Consider the following 21,751-nt stretch of genomic DNA (forward strand, 5'->3'; position numbering starts at 1 on the left):
TGGTTTTTGCGCACTGGCAAGCTCACCTCGTGCAGCTTACAAGATGAGTGTCTTGATGGTTGTTACTATATGTATCAATGCTGCAACAATCGGGGCAGCGGAAGCCCTCAGGTGGTGGCGCGTTCGGCGGCCACCAGGACCCGTGGACGCACCTGGCGCCGCGCGCTGGCGCGCTCTTCCAGCAGGCCGAACAGTTCGCGCACGCAGCGTTCGGCATCGAGCACGTGGCGCGAGTGCATCCGGGGCCTGGGCAGGGCGTGGGTATAGTAATGGGGCCCTTCGGCCAGGTAGCCGAGCGCCCACAGGTTGCCGACCGGGCGCGCCGCGCTGTCGAGCGGATGGTTGGCCTGGTCGATATCGACCCCGCCCGGGTGGAAGGTGCCATTGTAAAAGGGACGGATGGTGCCGCGCTTGAGCAGGTTGCGGATCAGCGCACTTTCGTCGGTCTCGGGCGAGAAGACGTCGAGCCGGGCCACGATCAGCGCATCGACGTGCTGGATCGCCGCGCCGGAGGCGAAGCGCGTGTGCAGGGCGAACTGGGAAAGGTCTTCGTCGATGCGGATGGCCGCGTTGGGGCCGGCCGCCACGCTCAGCACGCCGGCTTCGATCAGCGCCAGCAATTGCTCGTTGCGATGGCTGGGCGGGCCGAAAGTGACGCGGTTGATGGCCGGGTTATACACACTGAGAAACTTGCGGTGCGAGGAAGCGGTCAGGCCGCCATGCTCGATCATGTCCTGCAGCACGGTGCGGGCGTCGCGCAGCACGTCGGCCGCGGCCTTGATCGGGCTGCCCTGGTTGCCGCGCCGCGCTTCCGACAGGTCGTCGGCGATCATGCAGGTGAAAAAGGTCGAAAAATCGTCGGCGTTGGCAAAACTGCGTCCCTGCAGGGGAAACAGCATGGCCTCGAGCGCGGCGCGCTCCTCGGCGCCAAGCTCGTACGCCGTCCCCTCCGGCACGGGGCGCCCCAGCGCGCTGCGCCAGGCGCAGCCCATTTCCTGCATCAGCAGCGGCAGCAGTTCGCGGTCGAAGTCGAGCTGGGGGCTGCCGCGCTCGCGCTGGGCTTGCTGGCGCAGGGTGCGCACCGCGTCGCGCGTGAAAAAGCGCGCCTGGTGGCGTCCGTTCAAGCCTTTCTGGTTGACGCCGCGCGCCGCCGCCGGCAGGCATTTGCGCGAAAACAGCATCAGCGCCGGCTCGCGTCCCGAGCGGACGTAGCGCAGGCCGCTGCCGGCCGGCTCGAAGCGCCCGCCCCGGCCCACCGTCAGCTGCGAGACCACATCGTGCGCCGTCAGGCCCAGCCCTTCGATGGCGACCCGGGCGTCGCTGGCGATGCCGACCAGCTTGTCGAGCGGATAGACGTGGCGGATGAAGGCCAGCTTGCCGTTGTAGCGCGCGTGGTCCTGGGCAAACTTGTGGCACCAGGCTTCCTCGTCGGTCAGGTTATTGCGGCTGTGGCCGGTGGTCATGAAGACAAAATCGCTGCTGACCGAAAAGCCGCTGTCGAGTTCCACCATGAAGCTGCCGTCCGGCATCTGGAACATGTCGATGGCGCGCTGCCGCAGGTGGGTCAGCGTCACGCTCGGCGGCAGGGCCGCGCGGATGGTGTCGTAGGCCCAGATCAGGTAGCGCCCCAGCAGCTGGCGCGGCAGGTAGTCGGACTCGGTGATGGCGGCGCCGCCCTCTTCCCCCGGCGCCACCTGCACGAACTGTTCGCCGAAGCGGCGGTAGCCTTGGTCGCGCGCCCATTCGGTCAGCGACGGCGTGGCGCAGACCGGGGCCAGTTCGACCGCCTCGCGGAAGGGGAAAATGGTGACCTGGCTGGCCACGGTATTGATCAGGAGGTGCTGCGGCTGGTTCGGCGAGTGCACCCCGGGCCCGCACTCGCCCGGTTCGATCAGATTGACTTGCAGCGGCGTGTTGTGCGCGCGCGCAAACGCGGCGATGCGTTCGAGAATGGACAGGCCGCGCGGGCCCATGCCGATGAGGGTGACGCTGTAAGGTTTCATGGTGACCGCCTGTCAATGAAAAAATGCAGGTTCCATAGTGGCAGGCGGTCGAAAGATCGTGTTGTTTCCAGTCAATTAAATCCCGACGGGAAATATCAATGCGCCTTTTCCAGGGTGGCCAGCTGGGCATCGGTCATCGGCCCGCTGCCGCTGTACTTGTCGAGGAACAGGTAGATCACGGGGGTGATGTAGAGCGTGATGACTTGCGAAAACAGCAGGCCGCCGACCACGGCCAGTCCGAGCGGCTGGCGCAGTTCGGCGCCGGCGCCGAGGCCGAGCGCGATCGGCAGCGCGCCCATCAGCGCGGCCAGGGTGGTCATCAGGATCGGGCGCAGGCGCAGGATGCAGGCTTCGCGGATCGCCTCGGCCGGGCTCAAGCCTTCGTTGCGCTGGGCGTGCAGGGCGAAGTCGATCATCATGATGGCGTTTTTCTTGACGATCCCGATCAGCATCAGGATGCCGATGATGGCGATCATGGTCAGGTCCAGCCCGAAGATGCGCAAGGTCAGCAGCGCGCCCACGGCGGCCGAGGGCAGGCCGGCCAGGATGGTCAGCGGGTGGATGAAGCTCTCGTACAGCACGCCCAGCAGCACGTAGATGACACCCAGCGCGGCCACGATCAGGATGATCTGGCTCGACTGCGAATCCTGGAACACGGCGGCGTCGCCGCCGTATTTGGTGATGACCGAGGCCGGCAGTTTCATGTCCACGCCCATCCTGTCGATCTTGCCGGTGGCCACGCCCAGCGGCACGTCGGCGCCCAGGTTGAACGACAGGGTGATCGCCTGCAGCTGGCCCTGGTGGTTGACCGAGGTCGGCCCCACGGTGCGCTCGACCGTCGCGAAGCTCGACAACTGCACCAGCTGGCCGCCCTTGCTGCGCACCGAGACGCGCCCCACGGCATCCTCGGACTGGCGGTCGGCCGGTTCGGCTTCCAGGATCACGTTGTAGCTGGCGGCGGGCGAATAGATGGTCGAGACCTGGCGCTCGCCGAAGGCCGCGTACAGGGCGGTGCGCACGTCGGCGATCTGCACGCCCATGGCGTTGGCCTTGTCGCGGTCGATCTTCAGGGTCGCTTGCAGGCCGCGGTTCTGCGAATCGCTGGTGACGTCGCGAAAGGCCGGATCGGCGCGCATGCGCTCCAGGTATTTGTTGGCCCAGTCGCCCAGCGCGTCGGAACTGACGCTTTGCAGGGTGTACTGGTAGCGGCTCTTGCTGGGCCGCCCGCCCAGCTGCAGGTTCTGGATCGGCGACAGGAACACCGACACGCCGGCCACCTGGCGCGTGGCTTTGCGCAAACGCTCGACCACCTGCGGCATTTTCACGCGCTGGTCGCGCGGCTTCAAGGCGATGAAGCCGCGTCCGGTGTTGCCCCCGCCTGTGAAGGACGTCACATCCTGCACGCCCGGGTCGGCGCGGATCACGGCCACCACTTTTTCCTGCAGGACCAGCATGGCCTCGGTCGAGGTATCCTCGGCCGCTTCGACGGTCATGCGCAGCTGGCCCAGGTCTTCCTCGGGGAAAAAGCCCTTGGGGATGGTGGTGTACAGGATGATCGTCAGCACAAAGGTGCCGACGGCGACCGCCAGTACGATGAAGCGGTGCGCCAGCGCCAGGTCGAGCGAGCGCGCGTAGCCATCGCGCACGCGCGCGAAGCCGGCCTCGAAGTGGCGCCCGATAAAGCTCTTCTCGCCGCCCTCTTGCTCCGAATGGGCCGGCAGCAGGCGGCTGGCCAGCATCGGCACCAAGGTCAATGACACCAGCGCCGACACCAGCACCGACAGCCCGACCACCACCGCGAATTCGTGGAACAGCAGGCCGATCACACCCGGCATGAAGAAGATCGGAATGAACACGGCCACCAGCGAAATCGAAATCGAGACGATGGTAAAGCCCATTTCGCGCGACCCGACCAGGGCGGCCTCGACCGGCTTCTTGCCCATTTCGATGTGGCGCACGATGTTTTCCAGCACCACGATGGCGTCGTCGACCACCAGGCCGACAGCCAGGGTGATGCCGAGCAGGGACACGTTGTCGAGGCTGTAGCCGAAGGCGTACAGCAGCGACAAGGCGCCCAGCAGCGAAATCGGCATGGTCACGGCCGGAATGAAGGTGGCGGCGGCACGGTGCAGGAACAGGAAGATCACCAGCACCACCAGCGCCACGGTGCCGGCCAGGGTCAGGTTGACGTCGTGGATGGCTTCGCGGATCGACACCGAACGGTCGTTGACCAGGGTGATCTTGATCGAGCTTGGCAACTGGGCCTGGAAGCGCGGCAGCAGCTGGCGCACCGCGTCGACCACCTGCACCGTGTTGGCGTTGGGCTGGCGCTGCACCAGCAGCACGATCGAGCGCTCGCCGTTGTAGCTGCCAGCCGCTTTCACCGACTGGTAGCTGTCCTCGACCGAGGCCACGTCTTTCAGGCGCACCGGTTCGCCGTTGCGGGTGGCCACGATCAGGTCGGAAAACGCGGCCGCGTTCATCAGCTGGGCATTGCCCTGGATGGTCATGGTCTGGCTCGGGCCGTCGAGCACGCCGAGCGGCGCATTCGAGTTGGCGGCGCGCAGCGCCAGCGCCAGCTCGTCCATCGACAGGTTGCGCGCGTTCATCAGGTCGGCCTTGGCGCGCACCCGCACCGCGAAGCGCTTCTGGCCGTTGACCGTCACCTGGGCCACGCCGGGCAGGGTCGACAGGCTGGGGGCGACCAGGTTTTCGGCGTAGTCGTTCAGTTCCGACAGGTTCATCGAGGGCGAGGTCATGGCCATGAACAGCACCGGCGCGTCGGCCGGGTTGACCTTGCGGTAGGACGGCAGTTCCGTCATCTCCTGCGGCAACTGGCGCTGGGCGCCGAGCAGCGCGGCCTGGACGTCGATGGCGGCCACGTTGACATCGATGCTGGGGTCGAATTCCAGGGTCAGCGAAGTCTGGCCCTGGGTGCTGGTGGAGGTGATGAGGTTGATGCCGGCGATGGTCGAAAACTGTTTTTCGAGCGGCAGCGCGACCGACGAGGCCATGGTTTCCGGGCTGGCGCCGGACAGGTTGGCCTGGACGTTGATGACCGGGGTGTTATAGCTGGGCAGCGCGGCCACCGGAATGGCCATGTACGACAGCACGCCCACCAGGATCATGCTCAGCGACAGCAGCACCACCATGACGGGGCGCCGGATACACAGTTCGGACAGATTCATTGTGCCGCCACCGCGCTCTTGGCGGCGCGTGCCGGATTGGCGGCCTCGGCCAGCTTGACCTTGCCTCCCGGCCGCAGGTTCTGCTTGCCCTCGGTGATGACTTTTTCATCGCCGTTCAAGCCCGAGACGGCCGCGTTCACGCCGAAGGCGTGCACGCGCGCGACCGGCACCTGTTTCGCGCTTTGATCGGCATCGACCACGTACACGAAGGTGCCGCGGCTGTTGCTGATGATGGCCGCCTGCGGGATCACCACCGCGTTCCTGATGGTCTGCACCGTCACGCGCGCGGTGACGTACTGGCCCGGCCACAGGCTGGTGGCCTTGTTGTCGAACAGGGCCTTGACCTTGATCGAGCCGGCCAGCGGATCGACCGTATTGTCGATGAAGCTGAGCTTGCCGGTGGCCGCCTTGCCGCCGGCCATGCCGAGCGCCTCGACCGTGACCGCGCCGCTCTTTTGCGCGGCCAGCAGTTCGCCCAGCGCCGCTTCCGGCACGCTGAAGGCGATGTTGATGGGGTCGAGCTGGGTGATGGTGGTCAGCGACGTCGACAACTGCACCAGGCTGCCCGGGAACACATTGATGGCCCCGACCCGGCCCGCCATCGGCGCGCGGATGGCGCTGTAGCTGGCGTTGACCCGCTCGGCCTGGAGCGCGGCCTGGCCGGCGCCGACCAGCGCGCGCGCCGAGTCCATCTGGCTCTTGAGGGTGTCGACGGCGCTCCGGGCGATGAATTTTTGCGCGAACAATTCCTCGCTGCGCTTGTACTGGCGCTCCAGGTCGGCGAAGGTGGCGGCGTCGCGCGCCATCTGGGCGCGCGCCTTGTCGATATTGGCGCGCTCGCTGCGGTCGTCGAGCGAGAACATCAACTCGCCGGCCTTGACGAACTGGCCTTCCTTGATATGCACCTTGCGGATCGTGCTGGTCGTTTGCGGATGCAGGTCGACCGTGCTGACCGGGGTCACGCTGGCATTGGCCTGCAGCACCACCGGCACGTCCTGGCGCTGCGGCGCCACCACGTTGACGATGGCCGGCGGCTGGGCGCCGCCCTTGCCGTTCTTCCCGCCCGCGGCAGGGGTCGCGGCCTGCTGCTCTCCCCTGCCCAGATACCACGCGCCGGCGCCGGCGAGGACGGCGAGGCCGACGATGATGACGATGCTCTTCTTTTTCATGCGTATCCCTGCTCGCCACTGCGGGCGGCTTATGATCGGTTCAGTTCAATGGTAAGCGATGACGGTGCCGGCGGGCAGGGCTATTTGCCGGCGTAGTACTCCGGCAGGACCAGGGTGACCTCCAGGCCGCCCTCCGGATGGTTGACCAGCGCGATGCTGCCGCCGTGCTGCTCGGCGATATTGCGGGCGATCGTCAGGCCCAGCCCGGTGCCGCCGGATTCGCGCGAACGCGACGTTTCGACGCGGTAGAACGGCTCGAACACGCGCGCCAGTTCGCCCGGGGCGATGCCGGGGCCATTGTCGCGCACGCGGATGCGCGCCGCGCCGGCGCCCGCCTCCACCGTGACGAAGGCGCGCTGGCCGTACTTGACGGCGTTGTCGATCAGGTTGACCAGGCAGCGCCGCAGCGCCATCGGACGCCCCAGCAGGGCCATGCCGGCGTGGCCGTGCACCGCCACCTGCTGGCCGGCGTCGGTGGCGTCGCAGGTCACGCTGTCGAGCAGCGAATCCAGGTCGAGCGCCTGCATCGCTTCGGTGGTGTCGGTGCTGCGCGCCAGGTCGAGCCCTTCGCGCACCATTTCCTGCATGGCCGACAAATCGCCCACGAGGCGGTCGCGCAGCTCGCCGTCGCCGACTTTTTCGAGGCGCAGGCGCATCCGGGTCAAGGGTGTTTGCAGGTCGTGGGTGATGGCCGCCAGCATCTGGGTGCGCTGGAAAATGTACTGGCGGATGCGCGCCTGCATGGCGTTGAACGCCGCGCTGGCCTGGCGGATCTCGCTCGCGCCCGACAGCTGCAAGGGCGGGTGGTTGATGTCGTTACCCAGGTCCTTGGCGGCCTGCGCCAGCTGCTTGAGCGGACGCGTGGTCATGCGCGCAACCAGGTAGGCGAGGAAGGCGATGCTGACCAGGAACATACCGATGATCATGCGGTAATCGGTTTCGTGCGCGATGAGCGAGGGCGGCGGCGGCAGCACCAGCAGGCGCAGCAGTTCGCCATCGCGCAAGCGCACGTTGATGCTCTCGCACACGCCCTGCCATCGCGACTCGGTCGGCCCGAACATGCTGTTCTGGATGCGCGGCACGTCGCAGGCGGCGGGCCGGGCCGCGATGGTGGCCAGCTTGTACTGCGGCCCCATGCGCACCCCCAGCGCCGCCGTGAACGGCGATGGGGCCGGCTTGACCGGCAGCTCGTCACTGATGACGACCAGCTGGATGCCGGGGCGGTTGGCCGCAGACAAATAGGCCAGGCGGGCCGAGGCGGGCACGGTTTCGGTGGCGGTGATCAGTTGTTCGGCGCGGTCCATGGCGTGCTGGTCGCGGAAGGCTTCGATCACGCGCTGGCGTTCGTTTTCGGCCAGCAGCTGGGTCAGCACGGCCGTGATGACGACGCCGAGCAGCAGCGTGAGGAACACGCGCCCGGTCATCGAACCGAAGAAGGCCTTCACGTGCCGGGCTCCACCGTCACCTGGCCGGCCAGCACGTAGCCGCCGTTGCGCACTGTCTTGATGATCTGCGGCAGGCGCGCATCTTCGCCGAGCTTCTGGCGCAGGCGGCTGATCTGGATGTCGATCGAGCGGTCGAAGGGATCGGCGTCGCGGCCCTGGGTCAGGTTGAGCAGCTGGTCGCGGTTGAGCACGCGGTTGGGATGCTCGAGGAACACGCGCAGCAGGCGGAATTCGGCGCCGGAGAGCATGATGACGATGCCCTCGGGATTGAGCAGGTGGCGCGCGGTCAGGTCCAGGGTCCAGCCGGCAAAGCGCATCTGCTGGGCATTGTCGGACGGCGCGTTGGACGGCATGGCGTGGCTGCGGCGCAGCACGCTGCGGATGCGCGCCAGCAGCTCGCGCGGCTCGAACGGCTTGGGCAGGTAATCGTCGGCGCCCATTTCCAGGCCCAGGATGCGGTCGAGCGGCTCGTTGCGGGCGGTGAGCATGATGACCGGCAGGGTCGACGTGGCGCGCAGCTTGCGGCACAGGGTCAGGCCGTCGTCGCCGGGCAGGTTCAGGTCGAGCACGATCAGGTCGGGACGCGCTTCGTCGAGCGTCTTCCACATGGCCGTGCCGTCGGCCGCGGCCAGGGCGCGGTAGCCGTTCGATTCGAGGTAATCGGCCAGCAGGGAACGGATGTCGCGGTCGTCGTCAACGATGAGAATGGTAGAAGGAGTATCCATGTCCGCAATTATCGCCACTTAGCGTGGCCCCGGATAGCGGTTTTGTATCGTCATGTATATTGCCATGGCGCCGATACATATTGATACAAACTCTTTGGCAGCGGACACGGCTTGGAAACATGCAGGGAACATGATGCAGTTGCACCCCGCACCATTCATCCAAAAGGAAACGCCATGAACGTACTCAATACCGTCCGCAAAAACCTCGTGATCAGTCTTGCCGTGCTGGGCATGGGCGGCGCCGCCGTTGCCGTACACGCACAGGAGAACGTCAACCCGAAAGCGGCCAGCGTGGAAGGCCACCGCGGCCACCACGGCGACCATGGCAACCGGGCCGCGCACATGGCCGCGCGCCAGGCGCGCCTGCACGACCAGCTCAAGCTCACTGCGGCTCAGGAACCGGCCTGGGCCGCCTTCACCGCCGCCAGCAAACCGGGCCAGCGCCCTGCCCGCGGCGAACGCGGCCAGTGGGCCAGCCTGACGGCGCCGGAGCGCATGGAAAAGCAGCTGGAGATGGCCAAGCAGCATGTAGCGGCCATGGAAACCCGGCTGGCCGCGCTGAACACTTTCTATTCGACACTAACGGCGGAGCAAAAGAAAGTTTTTGACGAACAAAGCATGCGGCGCGGCCATCACGGCAAACACAAACGCCAGGCCTGATCGGCGTTTTATTCCGGCCATTCCCTGCGCGCAACGAGGCCGGCGCCCTCCGCGCCGGCCTCGCGCGGAGGGGTTTCATCCGCTGCAACGTTGTACTTACACCTCACTTGTTGCGCGCTGCACCAAATAAAGCCGTGCGGGCATTCCTGCAAAGTGTAACGTGGTGTATCCTCAGGAAAATCTATCCGCGCGGCAATTCCAAACCGTTTTCCGGCTGCGGTATCAAACCATATTCCGGGGGCAGCATGAGCACAATGGTGTACGACAAGACCGACAAGGGTCGAGAGGAAATTTCCACGCGCAAAAATCAACTGTCGTCGCGCCTGCGTACGATCCTGGTGATGATCGACGGACGCCATTCGCTCGAGGACTTGCTGCGCAATTTCGCCGGCGTGGGCGTGACCGCGGACAGCGTCAAGGAATTACTGCAAGAAGGCTACATTTTCCTCGCCAGCGGTGAAGAGCCGGCGGCAGCGGCAGCGCCCAAGTTGCCGGCATCGGCGCGTGCGCGCCAGGTGGCGCGGCGCGCGGCCGGGGCCGAGGGCGCCCACCATGACGACCTGCACGACGACGGCGCAGCGCCGTTGCCCGCAGTCGCCAGCGCAGAGGCGCCGTCCGCGCAGGCGCTGGCCGAGAGCCAGCTCGATGACGCCACGCGCTTTCGCCATCTGTACGACTTCTACAACCAGACCATCAAGAGCACGATCGGGCTGCGCGGCATCATGCTGCAGCTCAAGGTGGAAAAGTGCAATAACGTCGACGACTTCCGCGCGCTGCGCCTGCAGTACCTGGAAGCGGTGCTCAAGGCCAAGGGCAGCGAAATGGCGCGCAGCCTGCGCGGCCGCCTCGACGAGCTCCTGGGCGGCAAGCCCGTGCACGACGACTTCACCCTCCCGGACAATTAAGTTCCTGCGGCCCGCAGCGGCCGCATGCGTTTCCCGACCCGGGCGTCGCGATGACCTGAGTACGCGCTCGACGGCTCAGGCCGCGGCGGGCGTATGCAATTGCCGGAAACGAGCGATCTTCTCGTCCGTAACGAGTTCGCCGAACTGCACTTTGCCCACGGCGATGTCGTGGTAGGCGCCGACCAGGCCGATCTCGCCCCGCTGCAGGCATCCACGCAGGTATTCGCTGCTGTTGACGATTTCGGCGAGCGAATTTTCGACGTTCTGAAGCGCGACCTTTTCGAGCACCGCCTTCTCGCCAGCGGCGATATCGTGCGCCGAACATTGGCACTGCCGGATGGCCAGCTCGATTTTGCCGGTGATCGCGCCGATGCTGTAAGCCTGTTCGCCCTTCATCGCAAGGCCGATCGCGCCGCAGTTGGAGTGCCCTTTCACGATAATCAGTTTGGCGCCGAGCTTGGACGCGATTTCCAGGCTGCCGATAATCTCGCGGCTGATGATGTTGCCGGCAATGCGAATCGTCAGCAGATCGCCCAGGCCGGCGTCGAAAATCACTTCCGGGGATGTGCGCGAATCGATGCAGTTGACCACCACGGCCATGGGGTGCTGGCTGGCCGCCGTGGCGCCAACCTGATGGTGATAGTACTTTTCGGTGCAGCGTCCCTCGAAAAACCGCTGATTCCCATCGCGCAGCAGTTGCAGCACTTCTTCAGGACGCAGCCTTTTCTGGGTTTCCTTATCCAGCACGGTGACGAACTGGATCGGATCGCTCAGGCTGTACTTCTCGCGCAGGCCGATCACGTTCAGCTGAACGTTACGTTCGGCCGCCACCACATCGCGGAAGTCCTGGATGGTTTCCAGTACATCGTGGTCGATGAAGTCCGCATTGCTTGCGTCGATCAGCACCTTGGAGCCGTTGGGCGTCTCCCACAGCGCGGTTTTGATGGTGGCCTTGTTCAGGAACGACACCTGGTTCGGCAAGACCATTTTGATGACTTCGCCGATGTGCAGACGGTACTGCTCAAGCGAGTAGGGATTGCGGAAATTGCTGCGCGCCAGATAAAACATACTGGTCGCAAGGCCGATCAGCACGCCCATCAGCAGGTCGGTGAACACGATAGCGACCACGGTGATGGCAAACGGCAGGAATTGCGACCAGCCTTTCTGGTACATGTCACGGAACAGCGACACTTTTGCCAGCTTGTATCCGGTCATGATGAGGATCGCCGCCAGTGCCGACAGGGGAATCAGATTGAGTACCGGACTTAAAACCAGGACGCTGGCGAGCATGAACAGGCCATGCAGGATGGCGGATGCCTTGGTCTTGTTGCCGGTCTGGATATTGACCGAGCTGCGCACGATGACCGACGTCACCGGGAGGGCGCCGAACAACCCTGCGCAAATATTGCCCACGCCTTGTGCGAGCAGTTCGCGATTCGGCGGGGTTTCGCGTTTATGGGGATCGAGTTTGTCGACCGCTTCGATATTGAGCAGCGTTTCCAGGGAAGCGACGATCGCAATGGTAATGCCGACCACCCACACATCGCCGTTGGTGAAATGGCCGAGGGTGGGCAGGTGCAGATAAGTGCCCAGGTTGCTGGTGTCGATAGGCGGCAGGTGCACCAGATGGTCATTGCCGATCGCCAGCCAGGGCATGGAACTCGTGAACACCAGATTGAGTAATACGCCCATCACGACCACGAACAGCGAGGCGGGCAGCAACTTGAGATTCTTCAGCGGCGTTTTATCCCAGCAATACAGGACCAGCACCGACAGCACGGCAATGACGACGGCGCCCGGAGTGAGCACATCGAAGGCGCGGATAATATCCGAGAACGTATTTTCTCCGTTCGGCTGGATAAACGAGAAACCGTCATCGCTCTGTTTATCATAGCCGACCGCATGCGGAATCTGCTTGAGTATCAGGAGAATGCCGATAGCCGCGAGCAGGCCTTTGATTACATTGGAGGGTATATAGTTCGCGATAAAGCCCGCACGGAAAACACCCATCGCCAATTGCAGACAACCCGCGATAAGAATCGACGTGAGCAGGAGCTCGAACGATCCCAGCTTGGTAATCGACGCCAATATCACCGCAGCCAGGCCGGCGGCCGGGCCGCTGACGCTGGTCTGCGATTTGCTGATTATTCCGACGACGATGCCGCCGATAATGCCGGCGATAATCCCGGAAATCAGTGGCGCGCCGGAAGCCAGGGCGACGCCCAGGCATAAAGGCAAGGCAACCAGAAAGACGACAATACTCGCCGGCAGATCGTGTTTGAGATTTTGAATATTCATGTGATTGCGTGATTACGAACGGTTATCAAGCGGACGCGCGCCGGCTTGCCGGCACCAGTTGCCATGCCACAAGGAAAATTAATACATTCCTACAAATAAAACCCATGCGCGAACATATTGCGTCCTATCGGTTGGGCGAGAATTTTTCAATCGGCGAAATATAACACGTTCATTGAAGTCGGGGGATGCACAATAAACTATAGCTATATTGAAAGAACCGTTTCACGAAACCCATTTTTATGCGATCTGAATATATTATCCGCGAGCGCATGGTTAATAATTCCGGCATAAAAACCCGTGATAACGGATATATATAATTCTTATGGATGCGTATTTACCCATGACGGGTGGCGCAAATCTCGGCAGGCGTATGGAAACGCGTTATATGGCTGTCATCCGGGCAGCGCCGGGGTTGGAGACTGGCGAGTGCGCTTGACGATGGCTCGAAGCCGGTGGGTTGCCACCTGAAGGCATGCGCCCCCGTTTCTTCGGGACGCAGCCGACGACGTAAACGCGGCTGCTTATTCCCGGCCATCGCAAGCAGCGCTTGCGGCCCGGCGTGACAGTGCATTGCGGTTCATTGTGACATGCGCGTGGGCCACCAGCGGCGGCCTGACGCCTATTCAAGCTGATAGGGCAAAGTGCATGGCGATGGGTGGCAAGAGCGCACAAGGGCGCGAGAAGGCCCCATGGCCAGCCATGGGGCAAGGAAGGGACTTGGCAGGCATGCGAGGCAGCCCCCGCTCGACGGACGCCGGCAGCGGCGCCGTAGGCCCCCGCCCGCCCCCTGACTCACCACATTAGTTCAGCTTGTTCAGCGAGACCGTGAACTTGTCCGCGTTCTGATAGCCGATGACGCGGCTGCCGGCAATTTCCTGGCCGCCCTTGTCGAACAAGATGATCCCTGGCGGCCCGAACAGGCCGAAGCGCTTGAGCATGGCCTTGTCGTCGGCATCGTTGGCCGTCACGTCGACCTGCAGCAATAGCGTGCCGGCCAGTTGCTGCTTGACGCGCGCATCCACAAACGTCAGCTTTTCCATTTCCTTGCAGGACACGCACCAGTCGGCATAAAAATCGAGCATGGCGGTCTTGCCGGCGTTTTGCGCCAGCGCGGCGTCGAGCTGGGCCACTGTTTTGATGCGGGTGAAGGCCAGCCCATGCTGCTGGCCGCCGACGCCCAGATGGGCCAGCGGCGCGAGCGGATCGCGCCCGCCCGTAGCCGCGCCGACGAGCTGGATCGCCCCCAGGATGGCGCAAACGACGCCCAGCGCGAGTCCGGCCCAATGGCGGACGTGACGCAGCATGTAGACGCCGTAGCCGAGCAGCAGCGCGCTCCAGAGCAGCATCTGCAGCAGCGGAGGCAATACGGGCGAGGTCAGCCACAGGGCCATGCCCAGCATGGTGACGCCAAAAAAGCGTTTGACGTGGTTCATCCAGGCGCCGGTACGCGGCAACAGGGAACCGGCCGACAGGCCGACCAGCAGCAGCGGGATGCTCATGCCCATGGCCAGCGAAAACAGCGCGACGCCGCCGATGACGCCGTCGCGCGACTGGAAGATGAAGGTCAGCGCGCCGGCCAGCGGCGCGGCCACGCAGGGACCGACGATCAGGGCGGAAATGGCGCCCATGACGAACACGCCGACCAGCTTGCCGGCCGACTGGCGTCCGGAGGCGTCGACCAGGCGGTTTTGCAGGAAGGATGGCACTTGCAGCTCATACACGCCGAACATGGACAGCGACAGGGCCACGATCATGATGCCGACGCCGATCAGGATCCACGGCTTTTGCAGCTCGGCGGCCAGGCCTTCGCCCATCAGGCCGGCGGCCACGCCGAGAGCGGTGTAGACCAGCGCCATGCCCAGCGAGTAGGCTAGCGCCAGGATGAAGCCGCGCGCGCGCGTGGTGCCAGCGCCCTCGCCCACGATGATCGATGCCAGGATGGGCACCATCGGCAGCACGCAGGGGGTGAAGGACAGGCCGAGGCCGAGGGCGATGAAGGTGGGGATGATCAGCCACAGCTTGCCGCCGCCGAGCAGTGCGGCGCCGTCGCCGGTGGCGGGCGTTGCGGCCGGGGGCTGGACCGCGGCCGGGGCTTGCGCTGCGGGCGTGGACGCCTTGGACGTGAAGTCGGCGTTGCCGGGGTCCTGCTTCGGTTGGGCGGCGGGAATGGATGCGGCCGGAATGGACATCGGTGGCTTGGACATGCCGGGCGCTGGCGACGAGCCGGCAGCGCCCACCAGGCGCGCCTCGGCATCCTGCGGCGCATAGCACAGGCCGGCGTCGGCGCAGCCCTGCGAGGTGGCCGTCAGCGTAAACATGCCGGACGACTGGACCGGAATCGTGATGGTGATGGTCTTGCGGTGGGTTTCGACCTCCTTCTGGAAGGTTTCGTCGAACTTGACCTTGCCGGGCGGGATGACCGGGGTGCCGAGGGTGGCGTTGGCGGCGGTGAATTTGAAGCGCTCGCGGTACATGTAGTAGCCGTCGGCGATCTGGTAGGTGACGGCGATGGTTTGCGGATCGACCATGCGGGCCGAGAACTTGAAGGCCACCTCGGGGGCCAGGTAATCCTCCTCCGCGCGCGCCGGGCTGGCGAACAGGAACGAGAGGGCAAGCAGGAGCAGCGCGAGGGCGTGAGCCGGCGCTTTCAACGAAAAGGCAAACATGACTTCCTTAGCGGGACGCGAAGCAGAATAGTACACCGGGGGAAGAGGTCTCGTCTGCGGCAGGGTCATACGACGGCCAACGGATGACCGGAGGGCCGGCCGGCGTGTAGGCGCGTTTGACGTATTGGAAGCGGGCGCGTTTAACACTTACATTACGACGCACGGCGTCGGAGTCAGCGAGCTGGGGCGGGCACCTCAATGTCGACCAACAGCCATCGGCACATTTGAGCGCCAAGCCGGGGTCCGGACGCCCTTCCCCCAATTCTGGTTTCGCACGCTAGCGGGGTCACCGATTGCAGCACGAAAATAACTCCTAGCCTGGCACAGTAAAACTACGCTTCAGCGTACGCGGCGGAAACTCTCGATTACGCGCGGGTAGCGGAATAATGGATGTGAGCGGAGGAGTCAGGACATCGCTTCAATTCATTCACCCGCTAACCACCGGCGAGCGCTTACAATCGATATGAATTCGATGGCGTACCGGACGTGGTACCGCAAGTGGAAAAGCGCGCGCGGGCCTCCGCACGCCACCGGATAATCCCATGGCATAATAACTAAACTTTTTATGCCTCCTATCACATTTGCGACTGGTACGCCTTGTCGGCAGTTCGATATTCTTGCGTGAACGATTTAGAAAACGGCAAATTTGCGGTGCAAAGTGCAGACTTTATCCGATTGCCCCTAACGACGAACTCAACAAATGACTTCGCGATGCAGTTTGCCGAGCTTTTCATCGAGACTCCACCACGCGAGCGATGTACCTGGTTTGATTCGCTGGCCGATGCAATATGTCATCATGACGAGGTATTTTCGTGACTGCTCTCATCCACACGGAGCCGGAGCCCCAGCGTCGCCCGTCACAGCAGCGCGTCACAGCCAAGGTTCAGACTGGACAAGAACCAGCCCGCGATTTCATCGAGCAGCAATCAGGCTGCCCCAAACGTAAAAAAGCCAGGCTGAGCCTGGCTTTTTTTACGTACCGCGCCGATTACTCAGCGGTTGGTGCGTCTTCAACTTCGGTGACTTCTGGACGGTCCATCAGTTCAACGTAAGCCATTGGTGCATTGTCGCCAACGCGGAAACCCATTTTCAGGATACGCAGGTAGCCGCCATTGCGGTTTGCGTAACGTGGGCCGAGTTCGGCGAACAGCTTCAACACCATTTCGCGGTCGCGCAGGCGGGCGAATGCCAGACGCTTGTTTGCCAGCGTGTCGGTCTTGCCCATCGTCAGGATCGGCTCGACTACGCGGCGCAGTTCCTTGGCTTTTGGCACGGTGGTTTTGATGGCTTCATGACGCAGCAGGGAAACGGTCATGTTGCGCAGCATTGCCAGACGGTGGGACGAAGTACGATTCAGCTTGCGAAGGCCGTGACGGTGACGCATGGTAATTCCTTTCGAGTTGTTTAAATCCAGCTCTTCGATCGCCTTTCAGCGCGGGCCGGTTTGTATGGAGTGATAAATGCCCGGAACACCTGTCCCGGACAGTGCTGCAAATTACTTCTCGAGGCCGGCTGGTGGCCAGTTTTCGAGCTTCATGCCCAAGGTCAAGCCGCGCGACGCCAGCACTTCCTTGATTTCGTTCAGGGACTTGCGGCCCAGGTTCGGCGTCTTGAGCAGTTCGTTTTCCGAACGCTGGATCAGGTCGCCGATGTAGTAAATGTTTTCTGCTTTCAGGCAGTTGGCCGAACGCACGGTCAGTTCCAGGTCGTCGACCGGACGCAGCAGGATCGGATCGACCAGCGGTGCGCGCGAAGGCGCTTCGGCAGCCGCTTCGGTGCCTTCCAGCGCCGCGAACACGTTCAGTTGATCGACCAGCACGCGCGCCGATTGACGGATCGCTTCTTCCGGCGTGATGACGCCGTTGGTTTCGATGTTGATCACCAGCTTGTCGAGGTCGGTACGCTGTTCGACGCGGGCCGATTCAACGAAGTACGACACGCGGCGCACCGGCGAGAACGAGGCGTCCAGAATGATGCGGCCGATCGTCTTGTTGGTGTCTTCCGACAGGCGGCGCACGTTACCCGGCACATAGCCACGGCCTTTTTCGACCTTAATCTGCATGTCCAGCTTGCCGCCAGCGGTCAGGTGGGCAATCACGTGGTCTGGATTGATCAGCTCGACGTCATGCGGCAGGTCGATGTCGGAAGCCAGGATCGCGCCTTCGCCTTCCTTTTTCAGGGTCAGCGTGACGGAATCGCGGTTGTGCACTTTGAACACAACGCCCTTCAGGTTCAGCAACAGGTCGACCACGTCTTCTTGCACGCCGTCCAGCGACGAATACTCATGGACAACGCCAGCGATCGTCACTTCGGTTGGCGCGTAGCCGACCATCGACGACAGCAGTACGCGGCGCAACGCATTACCCAATGTATGGCCATAGCCACGCTCGAACGGCTCCATCACGACTTTGGCGTGACCGGCACCGAGGGCTTCTACATCGATAATACGTGGCTTCAACAGACTGTTTTGCATGAAATGTCCTTTTCAATACCCTCGGCTCATTACACCGATAAGGCTGATGGCATTAGTGAAAACGCCCACTCCAGGGAGCGGGCGGGGAATCGGGTCATTGCGCGGCCCAAAAGCCGCGCAATCGAGCCGAGTATTAACGCGAATACAGTTCGACGATCAGCGATTCGTTGACGTCGTTAGCGATCTCGTTACGCTCTGGGAACGAACGGAAGGTGCCTTCCATTTTCTTCGAGTCAACCGAAACCCAGCTAGGCATACCGACTTGTTCAGCCAGCGACAGGGCTTCAACGATACGCACTTGCTTTTTCGACTTTTCGCGAACAGCGATGACGTCGCCGGTCTTGACAGCGTACGAAGCGATGTTCACAACGTTACCGTTGACCGTGAACGCTTTGTGGCTGACCAGCTGACGCGCTTCAGCGCGGGTCGAGCCGAAGCCCATGCGGTAGCAAACGTTGTCGAGACGCGCTTCCAGCAAACGCAGCAGCGCTTCGCCGGTGTTGCCCTTGCGACGGTTTGCTTCAGCGAAGTAGCGGCGGAACTGACGCTCGAGAACGCCGTACATGCGCTTGACTTTTTGCTTTTCGCGCAGCTGGTTGCCGTAGTCCGACGTGCGGGCACCGGATTTGACACCGTGCTGGCCTGGCTTGACGTCCAGTTTGCATTTCGAATCGAGCGAACGACGTGCGCTCTTGAGGAACAGGTCCGTACCTTCACGGCGGGACAGTTTTGCTTTAGGTCCGATATAACGTGCCACAATGTTTCCTTTAGAATAATGACGCCCCGGCGGCATCCTGTGATGCTGGCCAGGCGCTAGTCCGTACCCAACAGCGTCGGACGGTGGCTGACAATAAACCCGCACGCGAGAACGCGGCAGGCGACAACAGCCGGGCAGTATACCCTATTCGGGGACTGCGCCGGCGATCATCAACGACTAATTTACAACGAACGGCCGGAAACAACGTTCCGGTCGCCAGCGGGCCGTATCAGATACGACGACGCTTTGGTGGACGGCAGCCGTTGTGCGGCACTGGCGTCACGTCCTGGATTTCGGTGATCTTGATACCCAGGTTGTTCAAAGCGCGAACAGCCGATTCACGACCAGGACCTGGGCCCTTGATACGTACTTCGAGGTTCTTCACGCCGCATTCGACAGCGACCTTGCCTGCTGCTTCAGCCGCAACCTGCGCTGCGAACGGGGTCGATTTACGCGAACCCTTGAAGCCAGCACCGCCGGACGTCGCCCACGACAGGGCATTGCCCTGACGATCGGTGATCGTGATGATGGTGTTGTTGAACGATGCGTGGACATGTGCGATGCCTTCAGCGACGTTCTTTTTAACTTTTTTGCGAACGCGCGCTGCTGCGGCGCTGCTTTGTTGCTTAGCCATGGTGTTGTCCTATTATTTCTTAAGCGATTGTGCGGCCTTGCGCGGACCCTTGCGAGTACGGGCATTGGTGCGTGTACGCTGGCCGCGGCAAGGCAGACCCTTACGGTGACGCATACCGCGGTAGCAGCCCAGATCCATCAAGCGCTTGATGTTCATGGACAGTTCACGACGCAGATCGCCTTCGACTACGAAAGTGCCGACGGCATCACGCAGTTTTTCCAGTTCGCTGTCGTCCAGGTCCTTGACCTTTTTATTGGTCGCAACACCCGTTTGTGCGCAGATCTTCTGTGCGCGCGGGCGGCCAACACCGTAGATAGCCGTGAGGCCGATTACGGTGTGCTGATGATTGGGGATATTAACCCCTGCAATACGTGCCATTCGTTATTCCTCAATAAATAACGTTAAATTAACCTTGACGCTGCTTGTGACGCGGTTCCACGCAGATTACGCGGACGACGCCTTTGCGCTTGATGATCTTGCAGTTGCGGCAGATCCGCTTGACTGATGCGAGAACTTTCATATTTGCACTCTCTTATGTTCGGATTGATTACTTAAATTTACTTGGTCCGGAACACGATGCGGGCCCGGCTCAGGTCGTACGGCGTCAACTCCACCGTGACTTTGTCGCCGGGCAGGATGCGGATGTAGTTCATCCGCATTTTACCCGAAATGTGTCCGAGCACCACGTGCCCGTTTTCCAGCTTTACTCGAAACGTTGCATTAGGGAGATTCTCAAGAATCTCGCCCTGCATTTGTATGACGTCGTCTTTTGCCATTCGGTCTGTACACTCCTGGTTCGCGGTAACCGCCGGTTAGCGCGTCGGAATTCCGCCCTTGAAATTTGCCTTGCGCAGCAGCGATTCATATTGCTGCGACATGACGTAGTTTTGTACTTGAGCCATGAAGTCCATGGTGACAACCACAATAATCAACAGGGAAGTACCGCCAAAGTAGAATGGCACTTTCCAACGGGCTTGCATAAATTCCGGCAACAAGCACACTAAAGTGATGTACACCGCACCGGCCAGTGTCAAGCGCATCAGGATCTTGTCGATATAGCGCGCCGTCTGGTCGCCGGGACGAATCCCCGGCACGAAAGCACCGCTCTTCTTCAGGTTATCCGCTGTTTCCTTGCTGTTAAAGACCAGCGCCGTATAGAAGAAACAGAAAAATACGATTGCCACTGCATACAACAGAGCATGGATAGGCTCGCCTGGCCCCATCGATGCCGCCAAGTCTTTCAGGAAGCCGATCACTGGGCTGCTGGAGTCTTTGCCCTTCGTGAACCAGTCCACGATGGTGGCAGGGAACAAGATGATCGACGATGCGAAGATCGGCGGGATCACGCCGGCCATGTTCAGCTTCAAAGGCAGATGGCTGGTCTGACCGCCAACGACTTTGTTGCCAACCTGGCGCTTCGCATAGTTGACCAGGATCTTGCGCTGGCCACGTTCAACAAAAACAACACCAAAAGTAACGAATCCGACCAGGATCACGATAAAGATCGCTGACAGGTTGCCGATAGCGCCACTGGACACGAGCGAGAACAGACTACTCAGCGCCGACGGCAGGCCAGCGGCAATGCCGGCAAAGATGATGATCGAAATACCGTTGCCCAGACCACGCTCGGTAATTTGCTCGCCGAGCCACATCAAGAACATCGTACCGGTCAACAGCGATACCACCGCCACGAACCGGAAAGCCATGCCAGGCTCGACCACCAGATTCGGCTGCGATTCCAATGCCACGGCAATCGCCATCGCCTGGAACAGTGCCAGCACCACCGTGAAGTAGCGCGTGTACTGCGTGATCTTGCGGCGCCCGGATTCGCCTTCTTTCTTCAATGCCTCGATGGCCGGAACTGCAAGGCCGGCCAGCTGCATGATGATCGAAGCCGAAATGTACGGCGTAATACCGAGTGCGAATACTGCCGCGCGCTCCAGCGCGCCACCGGAGAACATGTTGAACATGCCCACGATGCCGCCTTGATTCCTGCTAAACGTCGCTGCCAGTTCCTCTGGGTTGATCCCTGGAACAGGGACATGGGCACCCAGACGGTACACGACCAATGCGCCGAGCAAAAACCAGAGCCGGCTCCAGGGGAAACCGGACGCTGCACTTTTACCAAGTTGTGAATTAGTCGCCAATTTATGCTCCGATCAAGCTGTTAGCCTGCAACTTACGCTACCGTGCCGCCAGCTGCTTCGATGGCCGCTTTCGCGCCTGCCGTTACTTTCAAGCCTTTGAGGTTCACCGCTTTGGTGATCTCGCCGGACAGGATCACGCGCACATCGCGCGCCAGCACTTGCAGAACGCCTGCTTGCTTGAGCACCAGGATGTCGACATCGCCGACCGCCAGGTTGTTCAAGTCGGACAGACGCACTTCAGCCTTGAACGTTGCATTGAGCGACTTGAAACCACGCTTGGGCAAACGGCGCTGCAGAGGCATCTGACCGCCTTCGAAGCCGACCTTGTGGAAACCGCCCGAACGCGACTTCTGACCTTTGTGGCCACGGCCAGCGGTTTTACCGATGCCCGAACCAATACCACGGCCTACGCGGCGCTTGTAATGCTTGGCGCCTTCAGCTGGTTGAATTGTATTCAATTCCATTGTTTTCTCCGTTCATAAGCCCGAAGGCTTACGAAACAACTTTAACGAGGTACGAAACTTTGTTGATCATGCCGCGCACCGAAGGGGTGTCTTCCAGCTCGGAAACCGAGTTGACGCGACGCAGACCCAGACCGCGAACGGTAGCGCGATGCGATTCGCGCGTGCCGATCAGGCCCATGACCAACTGAACTTTGACTGTTTTGGTAGCTTGTGTCAT

The 21,751-nt window shown here is 62.2% G+C and carries 20 protein-coding genes; 3 read left to right on the plus strand and 17 right to left on the minus strand.

All coding sequences use genetic code 11. The features are described 5' to 3' along the window. Window positions 1–107: 107 nt before the first annotated feature. The 5 genes from RBA41_RS15285 to RBA41_RS15305 all read right to left on the minus strand — a co-directional run bounded on the left by RBA41_RS15285 (window position 108) and on the right by RBA41_RS15305 (window position 8,530). Window positions 108–2,003, minus strand: coding sequence for an FAD/NAD(P)-binding protein (locus tag RBA41_RS15285; protein ID WP_306624923.1), 1,896 nt, complete (start codon window positions 2,001–2,003; stop codon window positions 108–110). 95 nt (window positions 2,004–2,098) lie between these two features. Next, on the minus strand, window positions 2,099–5,191 hold the full coding sequence (locus RBA41_RS15290; RefSeq protein ID WP_306624924.1) for an efflux RND transporter permease subunit: 3,093 nt from the start codon (window positions 5,189–5,191) through the stop codon (window positions 2,099–2,101). Further along, window positions 5,188–6,360: an efflux RND transporter periplasmic adaptor subunit gene (locus RBA41_RS15295; protein ID WP_306624925.1), complete on the minus strand. Its 1,173-nt coding sequence runs from the start codon at window positions 6,358–6,360 to the stop codon at window positions 5,188–5,190. Before RBA41_RS15295 ends, RBA41_RS15290 begins: the two co-directional genes overlap by 4 nt. 80 nt (window positions 6,361–6,440) lie before the next feature. Next, on the minus strand, window positions 6,441–7,805 hold the full coding sequence (locus RBA41_RS15300) for an ATP-binding protein (RefSeq protein WP_306624926.1): 1,365 nt from the start codon (window positions 7,803–7,805) through the stop codon (window positions 6,441–6,443). Beyond that, on the minus strand, window positions 7,802–8,530 hold the full coding sequence (locus RBA41_RS15305; protein WP_099873846.1) for a response regulator: 729 nt from the start codon (window positions 8,528–8,530) through the stop codon (window positions 7,802–7,804). Before RBA41_RS15305 ends, RBA41_RS15300 begins: the two co-directional genes overlap by 4 nt. Before the next feature lie 174 nt (window positions 8,531–8,704). Between RBA41_RS15305 and RBA41_RS15310 the strand changes: the two genes are divergently transcribed. After that, entirely contained in the window at window positions 8,705–9,190 is a 486-nt protein-coding gene (locus tag RBA41_RS15310; protein ID WP_306624928.1) for a Spy/CpxP family protein refolding chaperone, read from the plus strand. A gap of 245 nt (window positions 9,191–9,435) precedes the next feature. Further along, complete coding sequence (locus tag RBA41_RS15315) at window positions 9,436–10,095, plus strand: hypothetical protein (protein WP_306624930.1); 660 nt, start codon at window positions 9,436–9,438, stop codon at window positions 10,093–10,095. A gap of 75 nt (window positions 10,096–10,170) precedes the next feature. Here the strand turns inward: RBA41_RS15315 and RBA41_RS15320 are convergent, their stop codons facing one another. Both RBA41_RS15320 and dsbD read right to left on the minus strand, forming a co-directional pair. Further along, window positions 10,171–12,393: a bifunctional SulP family inorganic anion transporter/carbonic anhydrase gene (locus tag RBA41_RS15320; RefSeq protein ID WP_306624932.1), complete on the minus strand. Its 2,223-nt coding sequence runs from the start codon at window positions 12,391–12,393 to the stop codon at window positions 10,171–10,173. Window positions 12,394–13,193: 800 nt separating this feature from the next. After that, window positions 13,194–15,059, minus strand: coding sequence for a protein-disulfide reductase DsbD (dsbD, locus tag RBA41_RS15325; RefSeq protein ID WP_306624934.1), 1,866 nt, complete (start codon window positions 15,057–15,059; stop codon window positions 13,194–13,196). A gap of 621 nt (window positions 15,060–15,680) precedes the next feature. Between dsbD and RBA41_RS15330 the strand changes: the two genes are divergently transcribed. After that, the gene (locus RBA41_RS15330; RefSeq protein ID WP_306624936.1) at window positions 15,681–15,875 is read left to right on the plus strand and encodes a hypothetical protein; all 195 of its coding nucleotides are present in this window, start codon (window positions 15,681–15,683) and stop codon (window positions 15,873–15,875) included. Between the two features lie 172 nt (window positions 15,876–16,047). Here the strand turns inward: RBA41_RS15330 and rplQ are convergent, their stop codons facing one another. The 10 genes from rplQ to rpmD form a co-directional block, all read right to left on the minus strand. Then, the gene (rplQ, locus tag RBA41_RS15335; protein ID WP_099873839.1) at window positions 16,048–16,443 is read right to left on the minus strand and encodes a 50S ribosomal protein L17; all 396 of its coding nucleotides are present in this window, start codon (window positions 16,441–16,443) and stop codon (window positions 16,048–16,050) included. A 111-nt stretch (window positions 16,444–16,554) separates the two neighbouring features. Beyond that, complete coding sequence (locus RBA41_RS15340) at window positions 16,555–17,532, minus strand: DNA-directed RNA polymerase subunit alpha (RefSeq protein WP_054265842.1); 978 nt, start codon at window positions 17,530–17,532, stop codon at window positions 16,555–16,557. Window positions 17,533–17,665: 133 nt separating this feature from the next. Further along, window positions 17,666–18,289 (minus strand): 30S ribosomal protein S4, encoded by a 624-nt coding sequence (gene rpsD, locus RBA41_RS15345; RefSeq protein ID WP_054265841.1) that lies wholly within the window; start codon window positions 18,287–18,289, stop codon window positions 17,666–17,668. A 229-nt stretch (window positions 18,290–18,518) separates the two neighbouring features. After that, complete coding sequence (rpsK, locus tag RBA41_RS15350) at window positions 18,519–18,923, minus strand: 30S ribosomal protein S11 (protein WP_008444339.1); 405 nt, start codon at window positions 18,921–18,923, stop codon at window positions 18,519–18,521. A gap of 12 nt (window positions 18,924–18,935) precedes the next feature. Next, entirely contained in the window at window positions 18,936–19,301 is a 366-nt protein-coding gene (gene rpsM, locus RBA41_RS15355) for a 30S ribosomal protein S13 (protein WP_054265840.1), read from the minus strand. A gap of 28 nt (window positions 19,302–19,329) precedes the next feature. Beyond that, entirely contained in the window at window positions 19,330–19,443 is a 114-nt protein-coding gene (gene rpmJ / locus RBA41_RS15360; RefSeq protein WP_010394471.1) for a 50S ribosomal protein L36, read from the minus strand. Window positions 19,444–19,480: 37 nt separating this feature from the next. Further along, a complete protein-coding gene (gene infA / locus RBA41_RS15365) occupies window positions 19,481–19,699 on the minus strand; it encodes a translation initiation factor IF-1 (RefSeq protein ID WP_005663428.1) in 219 nt (72 codons plus the stop codon). A gap of 36 nt (window positions 19,700–19,735) precedes the next feature. After that, window positions 19,736–21,070, minus strand: a complete 1,335-nt coding sequence (secY, locus tag RBA41_RS15370) for a preprotein translocase subunit SecY (RefSeq protein WP_306624938.1) — start codon at window positions 21,068–21,070, stop codon at window positions 19,736–19,738. Window positions 21,071–21,102: 32 nt separating this feature from the next. Next, window positions 21,103–21,534 (minus strand): 50S ribosomal protein L15, encoded by a 432-nt coding sequence (gene rplO, locus RBA41_RS15375; protein ID WP_054265838.1) that lies wholly within the window; start codon window positions 21,532–21,534, stop codon window positions 21,103–21,105. A gap of 28 nt (window positions 21,535–21,562) precedes the next feature. Next, complete coding sequence (gene rpmD / locus RBA41_RS15380) at window positions 21,563–21,751, minus strand: 50S ribosomal protein L30 (protein ID WP_054265837.1); 189 nt, start codon at window positions 21,749–21,751, stop codon at window positions 21,563–21,565.

Origin of the sequence: Massilia scottii, from assembly GCF_030846495.1 — a bacterium.
GTDB classification, from domain to species: domain Bacteria; phylum Pseudomonadota; class Gammaproteobacteria; order Burkholderiales; family Burkholderiaceae_D; genus Telluria_A; species Telluria_A violaceinigra.

What these genes read in the sequence shown, in the direction of transcription:
- RBA41_RS15285 (WP_306624923.1), bottom strand. Translation starts at nt 2,003, where the DNA reads ATGAAACCTTACAGCGTCACCCTCATCGGCATGGGCCCGCGCGGCCTG.
- RBA41_RS15290 (WP_306624924.1), bottom strand. Translation starts at nt 5,191, where the DNA reads ATGAATCTGTCCGAACTGTGTATCCGGCGCCCCGTCATGGTGGTGCTG.
- RBA41_RS15295 (WP_306624925.1), bottom strand. Translation starts at nt 6,360, where the DNA reads ATGAAAAAGAAGAGCATCGTCATCATCGTCGGCCTCGCCGTCCTCGCC.
- RBA41_RS15305 (WP_099873846.1), bottom strand. Translation starts at nt 8,530, where the DNA reads ATGGATACTCCTTCTACCATTCTCATCGTTGACGACGACCGCGACATC.
- RBA41_RS15310 (WP_306624928.1), top strand. Translation starts at nt 8,705, where the DNA reads ATGAACGTACTCAATACCGTCCGCAAAAACCTCGTGATCAGTCTTGCC.
- RBA41_RS15315 (WP_306624930.1), top strand. Translation starts at nt 9,436, where the DNA reads ATGAGCACAATGGTGTACGACAAGACCGACAAGGGTCGAGAGGAAATT.
- RBA41_RS15320 (WP_306624932.1), bottom strand. Translation starts at nt 12,393, where the DNA reads ATGAATATTCAAAATCTCAAACACGATCTGCCGGCGAGTATTGTCGTC.
- dsbD (WP_306624934.1), bottom strand. Translation starts at nt 15,059, where the DNA reads ATGTTTGCCTTTTCGTTGAAAGCGCCGGCTCACGCCCTCGCGCTGCTC.
- rplQ (WP_099873839.1), bottom strand. Translation starts at nt 16,443, where the DNA reads ATGCGTCACCGTCACGGCCTTCGCAAGCTGAATCGTACTTCGTCCCAC.
- RBA41_RS15340 (WP_054265842.1), bottom strand. Translation starts at nt 17,532, where the DNA reads ATGCAAAACAGTCTGTTGAAGCCACGTATTATCGATGTAGAAGCCCTC.
- rpsK (WP_008444339.1), bottom strand. Translation starts at nt 18,923, where the DNA reads ATGGCTAAGCAACAAAGCAGCGCCGCAGCAGCGCGCGTTCGCAAAAAA.
- rpsM (WP_054265840.1), bottom strand. Translation starts at nt 19,301, where the DNA reads ATGGCACGTATTGCAGGGGTTAATATCCCCAATCATCAGCACACCGTA.
- rpmJ (WP_010394471.1), bottom strand. Translation starts at nt 19,443, where the DNA reads ATGAAAGTTCTCGCATCAGTCAAGCGGATCTGCCGCAACTGCAAGATC.
- infA (WP_005663428.1), bottom strand. Translation starts at nt 19,699, where the DNA reads ATGGCAAAAGACGACGTCATACAAATGCAGGGCGAGATTCTTGAGAAT.
- rplO (WP_054265838.1), bottom strand. Translation starts at nt 21,534, where the DNA reads ATGGAATTGAATACAATTCAACCAGCTGAAGGCGCCAAGCATTACAAG.
- rpmD (WP_054265837.1), bottom strand. Translation starts at nt 21,751, where the DNA reads ATGACACAAGCTACCAAAACAGTCAAAGTTCAGTTGGTCATGGGCCTG.